Source organism: Williamsia muralis, assembly GCF_051487485.1.
Taxonomy (GTDB): Bacteria; Actinomycetota; Actinomycetes; order Mycobacteriales; family Mycobacteriaceae; genus Williamsia; species Williamsia muralis_B.
Map to the genome: position 1 here is coordinate 312,005 of NZ_JAHVCV010000003.1, position 16,443 is coordinate 328,447.

The 16,443-nt window shown below is 65.9% G+C and carries 19 protein-coding genes; 10 read left to right on the forward strand and 9 right to left on the reverse strand.

Annotated features, from left to right (window positions below; translation table 11 throughout):
* Positions 1-119: 119 nt before the first annotated feature.
* Positions 120-1,850 (forward strand): DEAD/DEAH box helicase, encoded by a 1,731-nt coding sequence (locus KXR83_RS09820; RefSeq protein ID WP_437424940.1) that lies wholly within the window; start codon positions 120-122, stop codon positions 1,848-1,850.
* Positions 1,851-1,944: 94 nt separating this feature from the next.
* Here the strand turns inward: KXR83_RS09820 and KXR83_RS09825 are convergent, their stop codons facing one another.
* Positions 1,945-2,151, reverse strand: coding sequence for a DUF7455 domain-containing protein (locus KXR83_RS09825; RefSeq protein ID WP_030163359.1), 207 nt, complete (start codon positions 2,149-2,151; stop codon positions 1,945-1,947).
* Positions 2,152-2,404: 253 nt separating this feature from the next.
* On the opposite strand from KXR83_RS09825, the gene KXR83_RS09830 reads away from it, so the two are divergent.
* Together KXR83_RS09830 and KXR83_RS09835 are read left to right on the forward strand one after the other, a co-directional pair.
* A complete protein-coding gene (locus KXR83_RS09830; protein ID WP_437424681.1) occupies positions 2,405-3,364 on the forward strand; it encodes an EamA family transporter in 960 nt (319 codons plus the stop codon).
* An 18-nt stretch (positions 3,365-3,382) separates the two neighbouring features.
* Positions 3,383-3,736 (forward strand): DUF952 domain-containing protein, encoded by a 354-nt coding sequence (locus tag KXR83_RS09835; protein WP_437424682.1) that lies wholly within the window; start codon positions 3,383-3,385, stop codon positions 3,734-3,736.
* A 19-nt stretch (positions 3,737-3,755) separates the two neighbouring features.
* Here the strand turns inward: KXR83_RS09835 and KXR83_RS09840 are convergent, their stop codons facing one another.
* Positions 3,756-4,433 (reverse strand): response regulator, encoded by a 678-nt coding sequence (locus KXR83_RS09840; protein ID WP_062797915.1) that lies wholly within the window; start codon positions 4,431-4,433, stop codon positions 3,756-3,758.
* On the reverse strand, positions 4,430-5,638 hold the full coding sequence (locus KXR83_RS09845) for a sensor histidine kinase (protein ID WP_437424683.1): 1,209 nt from the start codon (positions 5,636-5,638) through the stop codon (positions 4,430-4,432). Before KXR83_RS09845 ends, KXR83_RS09840 begins: the two co-directional genes overlap by 4 nt.
* Before the next feature lie 127 nt (positions 5,639-5,765).
* On the opposite strand from KXR83_RS09845, the gene KXR83_RS09850 reads away from it, so the two are divergent.
* On the forward strand, positions 5,766-6,308 hold the full coding sequence (locus KXR83_RS09850) for a hypothetical protein (protein ID WP_437424684.1): 543 nt from the start codon (positions 5,766-5,768) through the stop codon (positions 6,306-6,308).
* On the opposite strand, the gene KXR83_RS09855 is transcribed toward KXR83_RS09850, so the two are convergent.
* Positions 6,309-7,370 carry a DUF5685 family protein gene (locus KXR83_RS09855; protein ID WP_437424685.1) on the reverse strand — a complete coding sequence of 354 codons (1,062 nt, stop codon included), beginning with the start codon at positions 7,368-7,370 and terminating at the stop codon, positions 6,309-6,311.
* Positions 7,371-7,498: 128 nt separating this feature from the next.
* Between KXR83_RS09855 and KXR83_RS09860 the strand changes: the two genes are divergently transcribed.
* Positions 7,499-8,368 (forward strand): lysophospholipase, encoded by an 870-nt coding sequence (locus tag KXR83_RS09860; RefSeq protein ID WP_437424686.1) that lies wholly within the window; start codon positions 7,499-7,501, stop codon positions 8,366-8,368.
* Here KXR83_RS09860 and KXR83_RS09865 read toward each other — a convergent pair.
* A complete protein-coding gene (locus tag KXR83_RS09865; protein WP_437424687.1) occupies positions 8,365-9,762 on the reverse strand; it encodes an RNA polymerase sigma factor in 1,398 nt (465 codons plus the stop codon). The two genes, KXR83_RS09860 and KXR83_RS09865, sit on opposite strands and share 4 nt — an antisense overlap.
* A gap of 143 nt (positions 9,763-9,905) precedes the next feature.
* On the reverse strand, positions 9,906-10,700 hold the full coding sequence (gene ppgK, locus KXR83_RS09870) for a polyphosphate--glucose phosphotransferase (RefSeq protein WP_437424688.1): 795 nt from the start codon (positions 10,698-10,700) through the stop codon (positions 9,906-9,908).
* Positions 10,701-10,863: 163 nt separating this feature from the next.
* On the opposite strand from ppgK, the gene KXR83_RS09875 reads away from it, so the two are divergent.
* Positions 10,864-11,724, forward strand: coding sequence for an inositol monophosphatase family protein (locus KXR83_RS09875; RefSeq protein WP_437424689.1), 861 nt, complete (start codon positions 10,864-10,866; stop codon positions 11,722-11,724).
* A gap of 51 nt (positions 11,725-11,775) precedes the next feature.
* Here the strand turns inward: KXR83_RS09875 and cei are convergent, their stop codons facing one another.
* Positions 11,776-12,456, reverse strand: a complete 681-nt coding sequence (cei, locus tag KXR83_RS09880; protein ID WP_062797926.1) for an envelope integrity protein Cei — start codon at positions 12,454-12,456, stop codon at positions 11,776-11,778.
* 417 nt (positions 12,457-12,873) lie between these two features.
* Here cei and KXR83_RS09885 point away from each other — a divergent pair, with 417 nt between their 5' ends.
* The gene (locus KXR83_RS09885) at positions 12,874-13,173 is read left to right on the forward strand and encodes a DUF4193 domain-containing protein (protein WP_030163338.1); all 300 of its coding nucleotides are present in this window, start codon (positions 12,874-12,876) and stop codon (positions 13,171-13,173) included.
* Positions 13,174-13,230: 57 nt separating this feature from the next.
* Here the strand turns inward: KXR83_RS09885 and KXR83_RS09890 are convergent, their stop codons facing one another.
* On the reverse strand, positions 13,231-13,767 hold the full coding sequence (locus tag KXR83_RS09890; RefSeq protein WP_437424690.1) for a DUF3093 domain-containing protein: 537 nt from the start codon (positions 13,765-13,767) through the stop codon (positions 13,231-13,233).
* A 22-nt stretch (positions 13,768-13,789) separates the two neighbouring features.
* Here KXR83_RS09890 and dut point away from each other — a divergent pair, with 22 nt between their 5' ends.
* Positions 13,790-14,293 carry a dUTP diphosphatase gene (gene dut / locus KXR83_RS09895; protein ID WP_437424691.1) on the forward strand — a complete coding sequence of 168 codons (504 nt, stop codon included), beginning with the start codon at positions 13,790-13,792 and terminating at the stop codon, positions 14,291-14,293.
* Between the two features lie 2 nt (positions 14,294-14,295).
* A complete protein-coding gene (locus tag KXR83_RS09900; protein ID WP_437424692.1) occupies positions 14,296-15,138 on the forward strand; it encodes a DUF3710 domain-containing protein in 843 nt (280 codons plus the stop codon).
* Here KXR83_RS09900 and KXR83_RS09905 read toward each other — a convergent pair.
* Positions 15,135-15,863, reverse strand: a complete 729-nt coding sequence (locus tag KXR83_RS09905; RefSeq protein WP_437424693.1) for an alpha/beta hydrolase — start codon at positions 15,861-15,863, stop codon at positions 15,135-15,137. The genes KXR83_RS09900 and KXR83_RS09905 overlap by 4 nt on opposite strands.
* Before the next feature lie 110 nt (positions 15,864-15,973).
* Between KXR83_RS09905 and KXR83_RS09910 the strand changes: the two genes are divergently transcribed.
* On the forward strand, positions 15,974-16,345 hold the full coding sequence (locus KXR83_RS09910) for an OB-fold nucleic acid binding domain-containing protein (RefSeq protein ID WP_023959592.1): 372 nt from the start codon (positions 15,974-15,976) through the stop codon (positions 16,343-16,345).
* Positions 16,346-16,443 lie beyond the last annotated feature (98 nt).

Below are 16,443 nucleotides of genomic sequence, written 5' to 3' on the forward strand. Positions count from 1 at the left end.
GACGGACCCGTGCAGTGGCCGATCTGCCCCTCGGCAAGGCACCGACCGTCCGACCAGCTCGGACGGGTGGAATCCGATCTCATCGCAGCTAGGAGTTGTGCCCTGTCGTGACCCGACCTATTGCCGCCACCGGATCACAGGTCACGTCCGACCCAGCGCCCGCGCCCGCCGCGTCGTCGCTGCGTACCTGGCAGCGACGCGCGCTGACCAAATATCTGTCCGCGGCACCACGAGACTTCCTGGCGGTCGCGACCCCAGGTGCAGGCAAGACGACGTTCGGTCTGCGGATCGCCACCGAATTGCTGACCGACCGCACCGTGGATCAGGTCACTGTCGTCGCGCCCACCGAGCACCTCAAGCACCAGTGGGCGGCTGCGGCCGCACGCGCAGGTATCGCCCTCGATTCACGTTTCAGCAACAGCACCGGCCAGACCAGTTCGGACTTCCAGGGTGTTGTCGTGACCTACGCGCAGGTCGCGGCGCACCCGGCTCGGCACCGGGTCCGAACCGAGAACCGCCGCACCCTGGTGATCCTGGATGAGATCCATCACGGGGGCGATGCGAAGAGCTGGGGAGATGCGATCCGCGAGGCGTTCTCCGACGCAACCCGCCGTCTGGCGCTGACGGGAACCCCTTTCCGGTCCGACGACAGCCCCATCCCGTTCATCAACTACGAACCCGAGCCGGGCGGTGGAGCCCGTTCGGTCGCCGACTACGTCTACGGGTATTCCGATGCCCTTGCGGACGGCGTGGTCCGGCCGGTTGTTTTCCTCGCCTACTCGGGGGAAGCGAGCTGGCGAAACAACGCGGGCGAGGAGTTCACTGCCCGCCTGGGTGAGCCGCTGTCGGCCGAGCACACCGCTCGCGCATGGCGGACTGCCCTCGACCCACACGGAGACTGGATTCCCGCTGTGCTGCAGGCCGCGCACACCCGGCTGCGGCAACTCCGCAAATCAGGGATGCCGGATGCCGGCGGCCTCGTGATCGCCAGCGATCAGACCGTTGCGCGCGACTATGCCGAGCTGCTCCAGGCCATCACGGGTAAGGCGCCAACGGTTGTCTTGTCGGACGATCCCAAATCGTCGAGCCGAATCGCCGAGTTCGGTGACTCCGACGACGAGTGGATGGTCGCGGTCCGCATGGTGTCGGAGGGCGTCGACGTTCCGCGCCTGGCAGTCGGTGTCTACGCCACCAGTGCATCGACCCCGTTGTATTTCGCTCAGGCGATCGGCCGGTTCGTGCGCTCGCGGCGGCCGGGAGAGAACGCGAGTGTGTTCCTTCCCTCGGTGCCCGTGCTGCTTCAACTGGCCAGCCAGCTCGAGGCCCAACGCGACCACGTGCTCGGCAAACCACACCGCGAGTCCGATGGACTCGACGACGCGCTGCTGAACGACGCCAACAAGACCAAGGACGAGAAGGACGACGAACGGGGATTCGAGTCCCTGCACGCCGACGCCGAGTTGGACCAGGTGATCTTCGACGGATCCTCGTTCGGTACGGCCACGTTCTCCGGCAGCGACGAGGAGGCCGACTATCTAGGCCTCCCGGGGCTGCTCGATGCCGACCAGGTGCGGGACCTGTTGCAGAAGCGGCAGTCCGATCAGATCGAGGCCCGCAGTGCCAGTCCTGCGGCTGAGCCGGCCACACCGCGCGAACCCACCGTGGGCAATCAGCTCAGTGCGTTGCGCCGGGAGCTGAACAGCCTTGTCGCGATGCACCACCATCGGACCGGAAAACCGCACGGGCTGGTCCACAACGAGTTGCGTGCGAAGCTCGGGGGACCGCCCACCGCGATGGCCACGGCAGAACAACTGCAGGCTCGGATCGAGGCGCTGCGCACCTGGCGTTAGGACCTGTGAGAAGGTCCTGCGCCCAGATCGGCCGCACAAACGACACCGCCGCGGTTCACAGAGTGAACCGCGGCGGTGTTGTGTTGTCGGCGTGTCAGACGAGCTCTTCCTCGTTCGTGATCACGGTGGCGCCCATGTCCACCAGCCGGGCTTCGTGCTCGTTGAAGTGGTGGCGGCAGAACAGCAGCTCGCCACCTGTGGAGAGAACAGCGCGTACACGGGCTGCTGCACCACATCGATCACAGCGGTCGGCAGTGGTCAACGGCATGGAGATCGGGGGCGTGGTGATGGTCTCTGACATTTTTTCCTCCGTCCCGGGCCTGCGCTGGCGCGGTCCCTTCGCGAGCTAACACACCGGGGTGGTGCATCCACTCTCACTCTTTCAGACGATCAGGGATTCGGCTTTGTTCCCGGGTGCCTCGGCGTGTGTCGTCACTCACCCGTAACAGCAGGCTGTCGATCGGCAACATCTGCGTATCGCGGCCTATGAAATAGGTCCCAGAACGGCTACCTCGCCGGGTCCTCCCCGCGGTTGTCGTGCCTACAGTGAGCCCATGAGCAGCCGTGTCGAACCCTCTCGGTCGGAACGGATCTCCGCCAATCTACCTCTGCTCTTCATCATCGGGGCGGTGTGCCAGTACGTCGGGGCATCGGTTGCGGTGCCGCTGTTCTCCCAGCTCAATCCGGCCGCGGTGGCCTGGCTTCGGGCCACTGCGGCAGGTCTCGTGCTGTTGGCACTGTGGTGGCCGATCGCAGCGCGGCGATGGCCGAGGGCGCGGGGTTCTTATCCACCTCGCCGGCTTGCGACCGCAGCTGCTTTCGGGCTGATCACCATGGGTATGAACATGGCCTTTTACCTGGCCATCGACCATATCGACCTGGGGGTTGCCGTCGCGATCGAGTTCCTCGGACCGATCGTCGTCGCAGCAGCAGGTTCGCGGAAGATGTCGGACGGGGTTGCGGTGGTGTCGGTGCTGGTGGGCGTCGTCCTGCTCAGCGGGGCGAGTTTCTCCGGTGCGCCGCTCGGGGTGCTGTTCGCCCTGGTGGCCGCGGGATTGTGGGCCGGCTACATCGTGGTCGGCAAGATGGTGTCGACCGGAAACGTACATACCGAGTCTGCGCCGGCCGGGCCTCCGTGGCGCAACGGGATCGACGACCTGGCCATCGGTCTCAGCGTCGCCGGGGCGATCTGCGCCCCGGTGGTGATAGGCATCACGACGACCATCTCGCCCGGAGAACTTTGGAGCTGGCGGGTCTTGTCGCTCGGGGTCGCGGTCGGCGTGTTGTCGAGCGCCGTGCCTTATCTGCTCGACCAGGTGGTGCTAGCCCGGCTCGGACGGTCCCAGTTCGCCCTGCTGCTCGCGCTGCTGCCGCTGACCGCGACGGTGGTGGGTGCCATCGCATTGGCGCAGGTGCCGTCGTGGACCGAAATGTGCGGAATGGTGCTGGTGGTCGCCGCGATCGTCTTCACGGCGCGATCGTCCGAAATTGACTCTGGCGCAGGTACCGGGTGATGCGGCAGGCTGGTAAGGGTGAGTGACGGCGTCCACCTTGTTCATCTGTGCTCGATATCCGACTGGCTCGAGGCGCGTTCGAGTGGCGTCCTGGAACCGGAGTCGCTGACGCAGCAGGGGTTCGTACACCTCTCTGAACGCACCCAAGTCCACATCCCGGCCAATCTGCTCTACCGACAACATTCCGATCTCGTGCTCTTGAGCATCGATCCACAACGCGTGGGCGGCGAGATCGTGTGGGAAGACGGCGACCCGCCGAGTGCTGACGGAATGCAGTTCCCGCATCTCTACGACACACTGCCGACAAGCGCGGTCATCGGAGTGGAACGGTACGAGATGGATGACTCCGGTCGATATCCACAACTCAACTGACTGCCAGGTCTGGAGTTGGTCAACGCGTGCCGTCGGGTCTGACGACACCGTGTTCGCGGGCGATGATCGCGGCCTGCACACGGGACTGGAGCCCGAGTTTGGTCAGCACACGTGACACGTGAGTCTTGACGGTCGTCTCTCCGATGAACAACTCCGAGGCGATCTGCGCGTTCGACAGTCCGCGTCCCAGTGCCGCCAACACGTCGCGTTCGCGTTCGGTCAGCTCGGCCAGCCCTCGTGCCACGACACGATCGGGTTCGGCCGGCGGCCGCGGCGACGGGTGGTCGGTGAACCGTTCGATCACCCGGCGAGTCACTTCGGGGGCAAGGGCAGCGTCCCCGCGCGCCACCGCTGTCACGGCCGACACCAGTTCTGTTGCGGTGGCGGTCTTGAGCATGAACCCGGCCGCTCCGGCGCGCAACGCCGCGAAGAGATAGTCGTCGATGTCGAAGGTGGTGAGGATCAGAACGTTGGCGTCGTGGGTGGCGCCGATGAGAGCGGTGGCCGCGATCCCGTCGGTGCCCGGCATGCGGATGTCCATCAGAACCACGTCTGGGTGGAGTTCCGCGACGAGCCGGACGGCGTCATCTCCGTCGACGGCCTCGCCGACAACCTCGATGTCGTTCACGCCGTCGAGCATGAGGCGTAGCCCCGCGCGGATGGCGGCGTGGTCGTCTGCGATCACGACTCGGATCATCGGGAGCCTGCCGAGGTGGTCGATATGCCGGCGGTGGCGTCGAGGACAATGGTTGGCAACTGCGCGAACACTCGCCATCGTCCCTGTGAGACAGACACTTCGAGCACGCCGCCCACCGACGACGCGCGCATCCTCATGTTCGTGATGCCGTGGCCGGCGTCCGGCGGGGCTGCCGTGGTTCCGTCCGGTACCGGGTTCGTCACCGCGATCGTCAGAGACGAATCATCTTGCTGGACATCGATGTCGATGGCGCTGCCGGGACTGTGGACTGTTGCGTTGGTGATGGCCTGCTGGACGATGCGGAAGGCGGCGATGTCGGTGGCCGGGGCCAGGCGTGAGTGCACGATCGTCGCCCGCACGGGAGAACCGGCGGCCCGTGCGGCGTCGATCAACCGGTCCACCCGGGCCATGGTAGCGGTGGCCGGAGCATCGACATCGTCGCTCCCGGAAAGCAATTCGATCATCGTGCGCATCTCGACGAGTGCGTCGACGCTGCTTGTGCGCACAGTACGCAGCACTGCCTCGCGGGTTGCCGAGTCGGTGGTCTCCAGGGCGGCTGCAGTCTGTAGTGCGATGCCCGACAAGTGGCCCGCGATCACGTCGTGGAGATCGCGCGCCAGCTGTCGGCGTTCCTGGGCTATCGCGGCCTCCTGTTCCCGGACGGCCAGTTCCTCGGTCGCCTGAGCCCTGGCGCGTTCGCTGTCGGCTGCGATCTGATGTTGCCTGATCGCGTGGCCGTAGGAGGCGGGAGAGGCGATCAGTGCGGTCACCAGCAGCATGACCATCAAGGCGACCCGCCAGTCACCGGAACCCGCGATCGCCGTGGTCAGGGCCACCGCGGCGATCAGCCAGTTCGCCAGCAACATGGCCCGCCGCGTCTGGGCGGAACCGTACCTCGCGACGGAGTAGACAACGTCGGAGTACACGATCCACACCGCGATCGTGGGACCCGCGAAAGCGTCGAGCGCCATGACGGCCAGGCATCCGCCAAGAGCGATGTCCGGGCGGGTCGATCGCAGCGATTGGAAAGCGCACGCAAGGGCGAGTGCGACATATGGGACCCACTCCGGAACGACAGAGACCAGTGGCTCACCGCCGAAGAAGTAGCGCAGGTCGCCGACGTAGAGCGCGATGCCCACGACGAAAAATGCCACGGCCACTGCGACATCGCGCCGGTGGTCCGGGTCGATGGGGAGCTTTGTCATCGCGGCGCCTCCTTGCACCCCACCATGACAACACATCGGCCGACCGCGGTCGTCGTCCCAAGTGATGACTCCTTCTCGATCTCGTGGCCGATGTGTCGGGTGCGGCCACCAACCGAGACTCGTCGGTATGAAATCGCCTGTTCTCGCTGTGATCGTCGGTTGTGAAGTCGGTTTCTGGGTGGTCGTCTTCGGTGCACTGGCGGTTCGATATCTCCTGCACCGGCAACGTGCCTCGATCATTGTCTTGACTCTGCTGCCCCTGCTCGACGTGGTTCTGCTCGGTGCGGTCGCGGTGGACTTGCAGCGGGGGAGCGAGGTCGAGACGGTACATCGCCTAGCCGGTATATATCTGGGGGTGACCGTCGCGTTCGCCCACTACCTGATCAGGTGGGCCGATGTCAGGTTCGCGCACTGGTTTGCCGACGGGCCGCCACCCCTGGCACGAGAATCCAAGGGTAGGAACGCCTTTCGGCACGAGGTGGAGATGTTCGGACGGTGGATCTGTGCCGCCGCGGTGTCGATCGCCGCGGTTCTCCTGCTGGCCTGGACCGTAGCCGACGGTGATCAGGCACGTGGCTTGTACGGTGTCTTCCCCACGCTAGGGGTGATCACGGTTGTCTGGCTGCTTGTCGGTCCGCTGTGGTCGTTGGCCGATGTCCGGGCCGGCTGATCAGCAGTCGCAGCAGTCGCAGGCGCTGCAGCAGTCGCATCCGTCGCACGCGGCCTGGTGCCGGCGTCCGTTGCACGGATTGGTGTGATCGGCACAGCAGGCGTAGCCGGTGCAGTACACGCCCATCCACGGCAGGACCCGTTTGTAGAACGGCGGCAGTTGCGGCTGACGACGCTGTCCGGGGCTGGTGAACACGGCATCCGGGCCAGGACCGAAGACGCGTACCAGCGCACGGTTCAAACCGCCGATCAACAACATCCGCAGCAACCGGTCATCGCGCAACCGCACCCCGTCAAGCGCCACCCTGATCGCATCCACCAACCGAACACATTCTGTCCGCGCGAACTCCACGCTGGTCCCCGTTGCGATCAACGGATTGAAATCCCCACCTGCACGATCACGCTCGAGATCCTCCACCGCATCCAGCAGGTGAGCACACCGCCCGAAGTCGCCACCGATGCCCGCCAACAGCTCCCGATTACCCGGCACTCCCGCCAATTCCGCCGTCGCCGCGAACACCGCGGCCCCAGCGGCCGCCGCGTTGTCGGTGATCTCCACCAACGACACCGACCCCGACTCCACCTGCGCTTGAGCGCCCAGCTGAGTCAACAACTCCCCACCGCCCATCGCCGCCGACACCGGCGCATCCGCCAACGCCCGAGTTCGCAGCCGCGGCCCGGCCCACCGCGCACCCCCGGCCCGCACCGCGGACGGCGACGCCACCCCCGCAGCCCGCTCCGCGACCACATCAGCAGCTTTCGCCGAGGCCAACGTCAGCGACGCCGTCGCCCCCAACCGCACACTCACATCACTCGCAGAGACCACCTGCGCCCCCCGCATACCCCGCAACGCACACCGCCCTGCCGACACCATTTCCGGCGCCGACTCACGCTGCGCATCAACAAGAACCGACACCACCACCGCATCGGTATTGGTCGTCAACCGCGACAACTGTCCGTGAGACGACCTCAACGCCAGACACACACCGCACAAGTGCGCGCGCCACTGCGCGCCCAACTCTTCATCCAAATGCGCCACGCATGGGCTCAACACACCGAACATGCGGATATGGAAGCACAGCAGAGGGCGCCGAGCCTCGCAGAAACCCGGATTTACCCCTGATGATCATTCAGACTGCTGACGTGTGCTCTCGACGCGAGCGCGGAAAGCCCCGGCCGGAAGGAACCGAGATGCCGTCTGAATTCGTTGTCGATTCGGCCAACGGCGCAGTGTTGTCCGGCTTGCGGTGGGAGCCTGCCGGAAAGCCGGTGGCCACCGTGTTGCTGGTACACGGCATGGGTGAGCACATTCGCCGGTACGACGACACCGCCCGGGCCTTGACCGCTGACGGCTTTGCCGTGGTCGGCTACGACCATCGTGGGCACGGTTCGTCGGTACTGCCCGGCCGCGTCCCCGGCGATCTCGGACCTGACGGTTGGAATGCCTTGGTGGCCGACGTGGGGCGGTTGATCGATGTGGCGAAGACCGAGTTTCCGGAGTTACCTCTGGTGGTGATCGCTCACAGCATGGGGTCGTTCGCTGCGCAGCAGCACCTACTCGAGCACAGTGACGACGTGGACGCCGTGGTGCTGAGCGGGACTGCGGCCCTGGACGCCCTCGAGCCCGCGCTCGACTTCGACAGCGAATTGGACCTGTCGATGTTCAACGCACCCTTCGCCCCGGCACGAACTGATTTCGACTGGCTGTCGAGGGACACCGACATCGTCGATGACTACGTCGCCGACCCCCTGTGTGGTTTCGGCATCGATGCAGCGGCGACCCGTGGGATGTTCACCGGGGCCCGCAGACTTGCCGACCCGGCCCTCGTGCGAATGATGCGCCGCGACCTACCGATCCTGATCGCGGTGGGCGACCAGGATCCGGTCGGTGGCGGGGGAGCACTGGTGGATCAATTGGCAGCCCATTACCGGTCCGCCGGGCTCATCGACGTCACCGTGCGGGTGTTCACCGGTGCCCGGCACGAGATCCTGAACGAGACCAACCGTACGCAAGTACGCAATGAACTCATCGCCTGGATGATGCGGGCGGTCGGCCCCTAGTCGAGGTAGTCGCGCAGAACCTGCGACCGTGACGGGTGGCGCAGCTTCGACATGGTCTTCGACTCGATCTGGCGGATGCGCTCGCGGGTGACCCCGTAGACCTGGCCGATCTCGTCCAGGGTGCGTGGCTGCCCGTCGGTCAGGCCGAATCGCAGGCGGACCACACCGGCTTCGCGCTCGGACAGTGTCTCGAGCACCGATTGGAGCTGGTCCTGCAGCAAGGTGAACGACACGGCGTCGACGGCCACAACCGCTTCGGAATCCTCGATGAAGTCACCGAGCTGGCTGTCGCCTTCGTCGCCGATGGTCTGATCGAGCGAGATGGGCTCGCGCGCGTACTGCTGGATCTCCAGGACCTTCTCGGGCGTGATGTCCATCTCCTTGGCGAGCTCTTCAGGAGTGGGTTCACGACCCAGGTCTTGCAGGAGCTCGCGCTGGATGCGTCCGAGTTTGTTGATGACCTCGACCATGTGCACCGGGATGCGGATGGTGCGCGCCTGGTCGGCCATGGCGCGGGTGATGGCCTGACGGATCCACCACGTGGCGTACGTCGAGAACTTGTAGCCCTTGGTGTAGTCGAACTTCTCCACCGCACGGATCAGACCGAGGTTGCCCTCCTGGATCAGATCCAGGAATGCCATCCCGCGGCCTGTGTATCGCTTGGCCAGGGAGACGACAAGACGGAGGTTGGCCTCGAGCAGGTGGTTCTTGGCACGGCCACCATCACGCGAGATCCACGACAGATCGCGGCGCTGGGCCACGGTGAGCTTTTCTCCGGAATCGGTGATCCGCCGCATGCGTTCGGTGGCGAACAGGCCGGCCTCGATGCGCTTGGCGAGTTCGACCTCCTCTTCGGCGTTGAGGAGCGCAACCTTGCCAATCTGCTTGAGGTACGCGCGGACCGAGTCGGCGGACGCGGTGAGCTCGGCGTCCTTGCGGGCCTGCCGCAATGCCTCGGACTCGTCCTCGTCCCACACGAAGTCACCGGAGGCCTTGTCGGTCTCGGACGGTTCTTCGACATCTTCGTCGGCCTTCTTGGCCTTGCCCTTACCCGGGGCGACGACTCCGGCCTCGACAGTGTCGTCGTCGACCACGACCACAACATCGTCGTCGGTCAGTTCGCCCTCGGGTACGTCGATGTCATCGATCGAGGGATCCGGTTCGAGACCGTCGCCTTCGATGATGTCGCCATCAGGCGCGCCGTCGACCTTCTTGGTCGCGCGCTTTGCGCCTGCCTTCTTGGCCGGGGCTTTTTTCGCCGGGGCCTTCTTGGCGGCTGTCTTCTTGGCGGCTGCTTTCTTTGCGGGTGCCTTGCGCGCCCGCGACGCGGTCACCGACTCCGATTCCGACTGCTCGGTATCCGGTTCGGTTTGGCGGGTTTTCGTGGCTGCCACGTACGACCTTTCGGGCTATCTCCGTGACACCGAAACCGGTGGGTTTCGCCGCGGAGACGGTGTCCCGCCGAGATGTCACTCGGCGAAGCTGGGGGCTTGGGGGGAACCGGCGTACAGCCAGTCGAATGCCATTGTAACGGCACCTAGGGTCGCAACCCCGCCTCCACCGCCATAGCGGCGCCCACAATCCCGGCGGTGTTCTGCAAAGTGGCCGGTACAACGGGTGTCTGGTTGGTCAGATGAGGGATCCATTTGTGCGCCTTTCGGCTGATCCCGCCGCCCGCGATGAAGACCTCGGGCCAGAACAGTGCCTCGTACGCCGACAGCACGACAGACACTTCCTCGGCCCACTTGGAGTAGGACAGGTCGTTGTCTTCCTTCACCTTCGACGACGCCCGGTGTTCGGCCTCTTTGCCACCGACCTCCATGTGGCCCAGCTCGGTGTTCGGGATGAGTGTGCCGCCGAACATGATCGCCGAGCCGATCCCGGTACCGAACGTCAGCAGCATCACCACGCCCTTGTACTCCTTGCCGGCGCCGTACCGGTCTTCGGCCATACCGGCCGCGTCGGCGTCGTTGAGCACCGACAGCTGTCGATCACCCAGTTCGGCACCGAGCAACTTGTAGACGTCCGTGCCGATCCAGCCCTTGTCGACATTGGCGGCGGTGCGTGCGACGCCGCCGGTGATGACGCAGGGCAGGGTGACGCCGACGGGTCCCTTCCAATCGAAGTGCGCGACGACCTCGCGGATGCCGCCGGCAACGGCCTCAGGGGTGGCCGGCTGCGGGGTCAGGATCTTGAATCGATCGCCGACGAGTTGTCCGGTGGTCAGGTCGACGATCCCGCCCTTGATCCCCGATCCGCCGACATCGACGCCGAACCCCAGCTTGTTCGACTCTGGTAACGACTCGGTGGACACCCCGGGTTCACTGGACACGAGAACGGCTCCTTCGGCTCGACACGGCGGTGACACCAACCGGCCCGCCGTTGTTCAGGCTAGTCAGCACGCAAGGGTTCTGCGCGACGTCGGGCGGATCTGTTCGCGTTCGGTTCACCGGGTCGCCCCGTCGTTTCGGCCAGGGGTGTGCTCACATGTAGCAATGGCGGAACTCGAGCCGGCCGACCTGACCGCGGTGGCGATCCAGGTTGCCGAACAGGCAGCACAGCACGTTCACACCCGAAGGCCCGAGGTCTTCGGGTCTGGTGTCACGAAAACCGATGCACCGCAATCGGTGTCGACAAAGAGTACTGAAACTGATCCGGTCACGATCGTCGACACCGAGTCCGAGAGCCTGGTCCGCGGGCTGCTCGCGTCGCTGCGTCCGGGCGATGCCGTGCTCGGTGAAGAAGAGGGTGGTTCGGTCGAGGTTCCTTCCGGTGTCCGGTGGGTCATCGACCCCATCGACGGCACGGTCAACTTCCTCTACGGCATCCCCGCGTATTCGGTTTCGGTGGGCGCTCAGGTGAACGGGCGCACAGTCGCCGGAGCCGTCGTCGACGTCGTCCGCGGCACCACTTACTCCGCCACCCGCGGGGAGGGCGCGTATTCGGATGATGGCTCGGGTCCGGTCCGGCTTCGGACGAACCCCATCGACAAGGTCGGGCTCGCACTGGTGGCCACCGGTTTCGGCTACGGATCGGCGCGCCGACGCGTCCAGGGCGAGTTGATCTCCGCATTGCTGCCACACATCCGCGATGTCCGCAGGATCGGTTCGGCCGCACTTGATCTCTGCATGGTGGCGAGCGGGGCGGTGGACGCACATTTCGAGCACGGCCTGAGCCCGTGGGACTGGGCGGCCGGGTCGCTGATCGCTGAAGAGGCCGGCGCCGTGGTGACGATCCCCGACGCCACCTCACGGAGCGCAGCGGGCAACGTCACCCTGGCAATGGCTCCGGGTATCGCCGACGAACTGGGCGAGTTGCTGGCGCGGCTGGGTGCCCTGGAGCCGATCCCGGACTAGACCTGGTCGACGGCCACCGGCAGACGGTCGGTGATCAGCAGGGGTCGGTGGTCAGCAGGGGGAGTCGTGCACCGCTGCCACCACTGCAGGGTCGGCGCCGGTGTTCGGGTCCTGGGGATTGGCCACCCGCAGCGTGTCGAGGACGGCGAGCGCGTCCTGATTCTGTTCACTCTCGCCGTAGTGGTTGCCGAGTGCGAGGTCGACGTCGGTTCCTGGGCGCCCGTCGTTGATCAGCTGCGTGCACGGCGCTGCGATCCACAGTGCAGCAGCGGCGGCCTTGCCGCCTTCACCGAATCGGATCTGCCCGAAACAGTCGAGATTGCGATCCGGATACAGGGGATCGTCTCCGTAGGCGTTTTCCGGCGCGGCCTGGAATCCGAGTGCGGTGAGGTCGTCGAGGATGGTCTGGGCCATGCCCTGTTCGTCTGTCGCGTTGAGGACCCGGATCTGAAAACTGCTCAACGCGGCGGGAGGAACCTGCAGCATCTCGTCGGTGGCGGCCGGTGTACCCACCACAGGTGTGGGACCTTCGGGAGCAGCCGACGGGGATTGAGGTTGCGGACAATCGGTCGGGGTCGCCTGCGTGTCGGACGAGGACAGCGCACCGGCCCACACCACCGCAGCGATGAGTGCAAGCACCACCGCAGCGATGATGGCCGGGAGGTAGCGACGTCGCCGGAAGGGACGACCGCGATCATCGGTGGGGTAGCCGTAGGTGATCTGGGAAACCACGGGTTCTCAGGTGCCTTCCGCGCGCAGTTGTGGGGCGAGTCAACTGTAGTCGGTACACACCGTGACGCCGCGCAGCTGGACACGCAGCCGACCCGGCCGCGTCGCGCATGATGTGCGGCACGCGAATTTAGGCGGGAATGTTCTCGTGCGGCCGTTGTTGTTGACTCTGAGCAACGGCTGGGCTAGGCTTCGGCCGCCTCGGTTGGACAGCCCAAAAAGAGGCTATCCACCAACTGTGGCGAAAATCACAGAAATCATGCTCCTGTTCGGCAACGAATACTGATCGATGGCTCGTTGTCCAAGGGGCATCGTCGCGGAACTTTGCAGATGGGGAAGTACGCGGCTTGTTGGGACTTTTGGAACCTGCACACATCGGGAACCTGAAAGTCGCAGGCGCTTCTATTTTAAGGCGGAATGATGGCAACTGATTACGATGCGCCGAGGCGCACTGAATCCGACGAGGTATCCGAGGACTCCCTCGAAGAACTGAAAGCGCGGCGGAGTGAGGCGCAAGCCGCCTCCGTCGACATCGACGAAGGCGACACCGCCGAGTCGTTCGAACTCCCTGGGGCCGACCTGTCGGGTGAAGAACTCTCGGTGCGGGTCATCCCGAAGCAGGCGGACGAGTTCACCTGCACCAGCTGCTTCCTCGTCTACCACCGCAGCCGACTCGCGACCGAGAACGGTAACTCGCGTATCTGCGTCGACTGCGCTTGACACAACGCCGTCCGCGACAACGGTGTGGCGGACGGCGATGATCGCCGGCGGGTTCGACTACCCCGGGTCCGAGGCTTCGGTGGCCGCGTCTGGTAATCCCAGCGCGGCCACCAGCTTTTCGGGGTGTCGCGTACTGACGAGCCAGTAGGGCGTCGGGTCGTCGGGGTCGTCCAGGACCAGCAAGACCATCGTCTTCACCCAGAACTTGTGCACGAGGAACGCGGCCGGATCGAGCTGCCGGCCCAGTGCGGCACTCTTCGCGGCGGCCGGGATCACGGCGGCCCGGTCGATCACCTCGATCGGCAGATGGGCGTTGTGAGCCCACAATTCACCGTCGGCCACCCGTATGCGGGTGCGGCCCATCGACCACAGGCCCCAGAAGATCAGCGGGGTGAGGACCGCGTACGCGATCCAGCTCAGCGAGCTCTGATGCAGGGCCAGTTGCACCTCGTACCCGAGCAATCCGATCAATGCGACGCCCAGCAGCCACCACCAGGCAGGTACGCGCAGCCGCTCGTCATGGGCCCCTTCGGATGGGGTCGGGCGGGTGCCGGCAGCGTCACCGGCAGGGTCGGGTGATGGAAGAGGTGGCACGTCCCCAGCGTAGTCTTCCGGTGTGGCAACCAACGCTGGCAGCACCCCCGCCGATGCACCGTTCGTCGCCGTCAGGCGACTCGATCCGGGCATCGATCTACCCACGCGGGCCCATCCGGGTGATGCCGGTGTGGATCTGTCGAGCACGATCGACGTGGTGCTCGAACCCGGTCATCGGGCCTTGGTACCGACCGGCATCTCGATAGCGTTGCCGATGGGCACGGTGGGGCTGATCCACCCGCGCTCGGGCCTGGCCGCCCGCGCGGGACTGTCGATCGTCAACACACCCGGAACCGTCGACTCGGGATATCGCGGTGAGATCAAGGTGTGCCTGATCAATTTGGATCCGCACGATGCGATCACGATCGCCCGAGGCGACCGGATCGCCCAGCTGCTGGTCCAGAAGGTCGAGTTGCTCGACTTCGTAGAGGTCGACGAGCTGGACGAGACAAGGCGGGGCGCAGGCGGATACGGATCGAGTGGGGGCCACGCGATGTTGGGGGCCTCGCAGCCGAAGGGAGTCTGACCATGGCACGCGACAAGGGAATCGGGCGTGGCCGCCGCGGCCGCGGTGCGGCATCTGAGCCCGATGTCGAGCCGAAGGCGATCGGTAGCGGTGAAGGCCCTTACGACATCGGCGATCTGGCGGCAGACGCCGGCTTCGAGAACTCACATCTCGATCTGGGCTCGGTACTCGTGCCCGTGGTCGAGGGCGGTCAGGTCACCGTGGAGATGTCCGCCGACCACCAGCCCCAGGCCGTGTATCTGGTGACGCCGCATGGGCGGATCACCGTGGCAGCCTTCGCCGCGCCGAAATCGAGTGGGCAGTGGCGTGAGGTCGTCGGCGAACTGACCGAGTCCCTGCGTGCCGAGGGAGCGGAGACCAGCATCGAGACCGGCTTCTGGGGGCGTGAGGTGGTCGCCACCGTGCCCGGCGGAATCCATCGTTTCATCGGCGTCGACGGCCCGCGCTGGATGATCCGCTGTGTTGCCAGTGCGCCGACCGCCAGCGCGGAAAGCCTGTCGAAGGTGGCCCGGGCTGTCGTCAGCGAAACGGTCGTCCGCCGCGGCGACGAACCACATCCACCCCGAACCCCGCTGGCAATCGTGCTTCCGCCCGTGCTGGCCGAGCAGGTCGCGGCCGCACAGCAGCAGATGGCGGCCGGTCAGCAGAACGTCGCGGGTGCCGTACCCGACACAGGGGCCCAGGCCCAGTCGGCGCAGGCGAACGTGATGGTGCAGGGCGCTGCCGAAGCCGCTGCCGCTGCCGCCGAATCGGAGCCGCCTGCCCCGGCCGAACCGGACGTCGAACCGGGTCCGGTGTCTCGGGGTTCGGCCATGCAGCAGCTGCGCAATCAGCCCAAGCGCTAGCCGGGCGCGGCCGTGAGGTCGCGCCAGCCGCGGATCGCAAGTCGGCCCAGGAGCGCCGGGTCCGCACCCCATCGGGCCATCGAGATCTCGGTCGACACCGAGCTGTCGGCGGCATCGTGCCACGCCTTCGCAACGACTGCCGGGTGCACCGGGTCGTCGGACACCGCAACGATCGACAGTGGAACCCGCAGTCCCGCAATCATTTCCGCGGTCGGGGCGACATAGTTGGCGGCCTCGTCCAGTTGCGACAGCAGCTGAGGGCCGGCGGCCCGCCAGGATCTGTCCAATTCGGCGGAGAGCCAGGCCGGACTGCCGGCAGACATCTGCCTGATCGTCTCCTCCAACCCGTGGGCGCGGATCAACGCTGCGGTCCAGGCTGCGCTGTGCGCAGCGGGCGCCGTGCGCGGAGAACCGAGCCACGGGGGCAGGGCCGCGAGCACCCCGGCGCACGCGTCCGGATTCGACAACGCCCACTGCACCGCGACGCACGCACCGATGGAGATGCCCGCCGCCATCACCTGGGTGTGGTCTGCGGCGGCACGGTCCAGAGCGAGCTCGTAGCCCCGGACCAGCCCGATCCCGTCCGGATCCACCGCGACCACCGGCAATCCCGTGGAGGCGAATGCACGTCTGGCGTAGTCGGCATCCGACCCTGTCCCGGGCAGCGCCACGACCACCGGATCGGCGCGTGTAGGGAACGTTCGCGACCCCTCTGAACTGCGCATCTGTTGATCTTCCCGTGGAGGGTGGAAGTCGGGTGTGCGGGGGTCTACTCTGGCGGAGGCACAGCCCCGTGCCCACCAGCCCGATTGTCCCCGAAGGGTGCATAAGCGCAATGACCGCAGGCGGATATCTCAAACGCCTCACCCGCAGGCTCACCGAAGACATCGATCAACTCGATGCCGAGGACATCTCGCAGCAGTCGCAACAAGCAGGTGCACAGCGCGCCTGCGATTGTTCGGCAGGCGACGAGGTGACCATGCAAGGTGAGCTGCGCTCCGTCCAGACCTGCTCGAAGGCCATGAAGACCGGGATCGTCGCCGAGTTCTTCGACGGAACCGACGTGGTGACCCTGAAGTTCATCGGCCGCAATCGCATCCCCGGCATCGAACCCGGACGGACGTTGACGGTGCGCGGCCGAATCGGTGAGCACGACGGCAACAAGGTGATGTTCAACCCGTACTACGAGTTGCTCGGTGAGAGCTGACGGCAGCGCTCATCGGCGGCAGCCAGATGGCGATGAGCGGGTGCCGCCCAACGACATCCCGGGTGACACCGACAAGGCCGACGCTCCCACGGTGACGC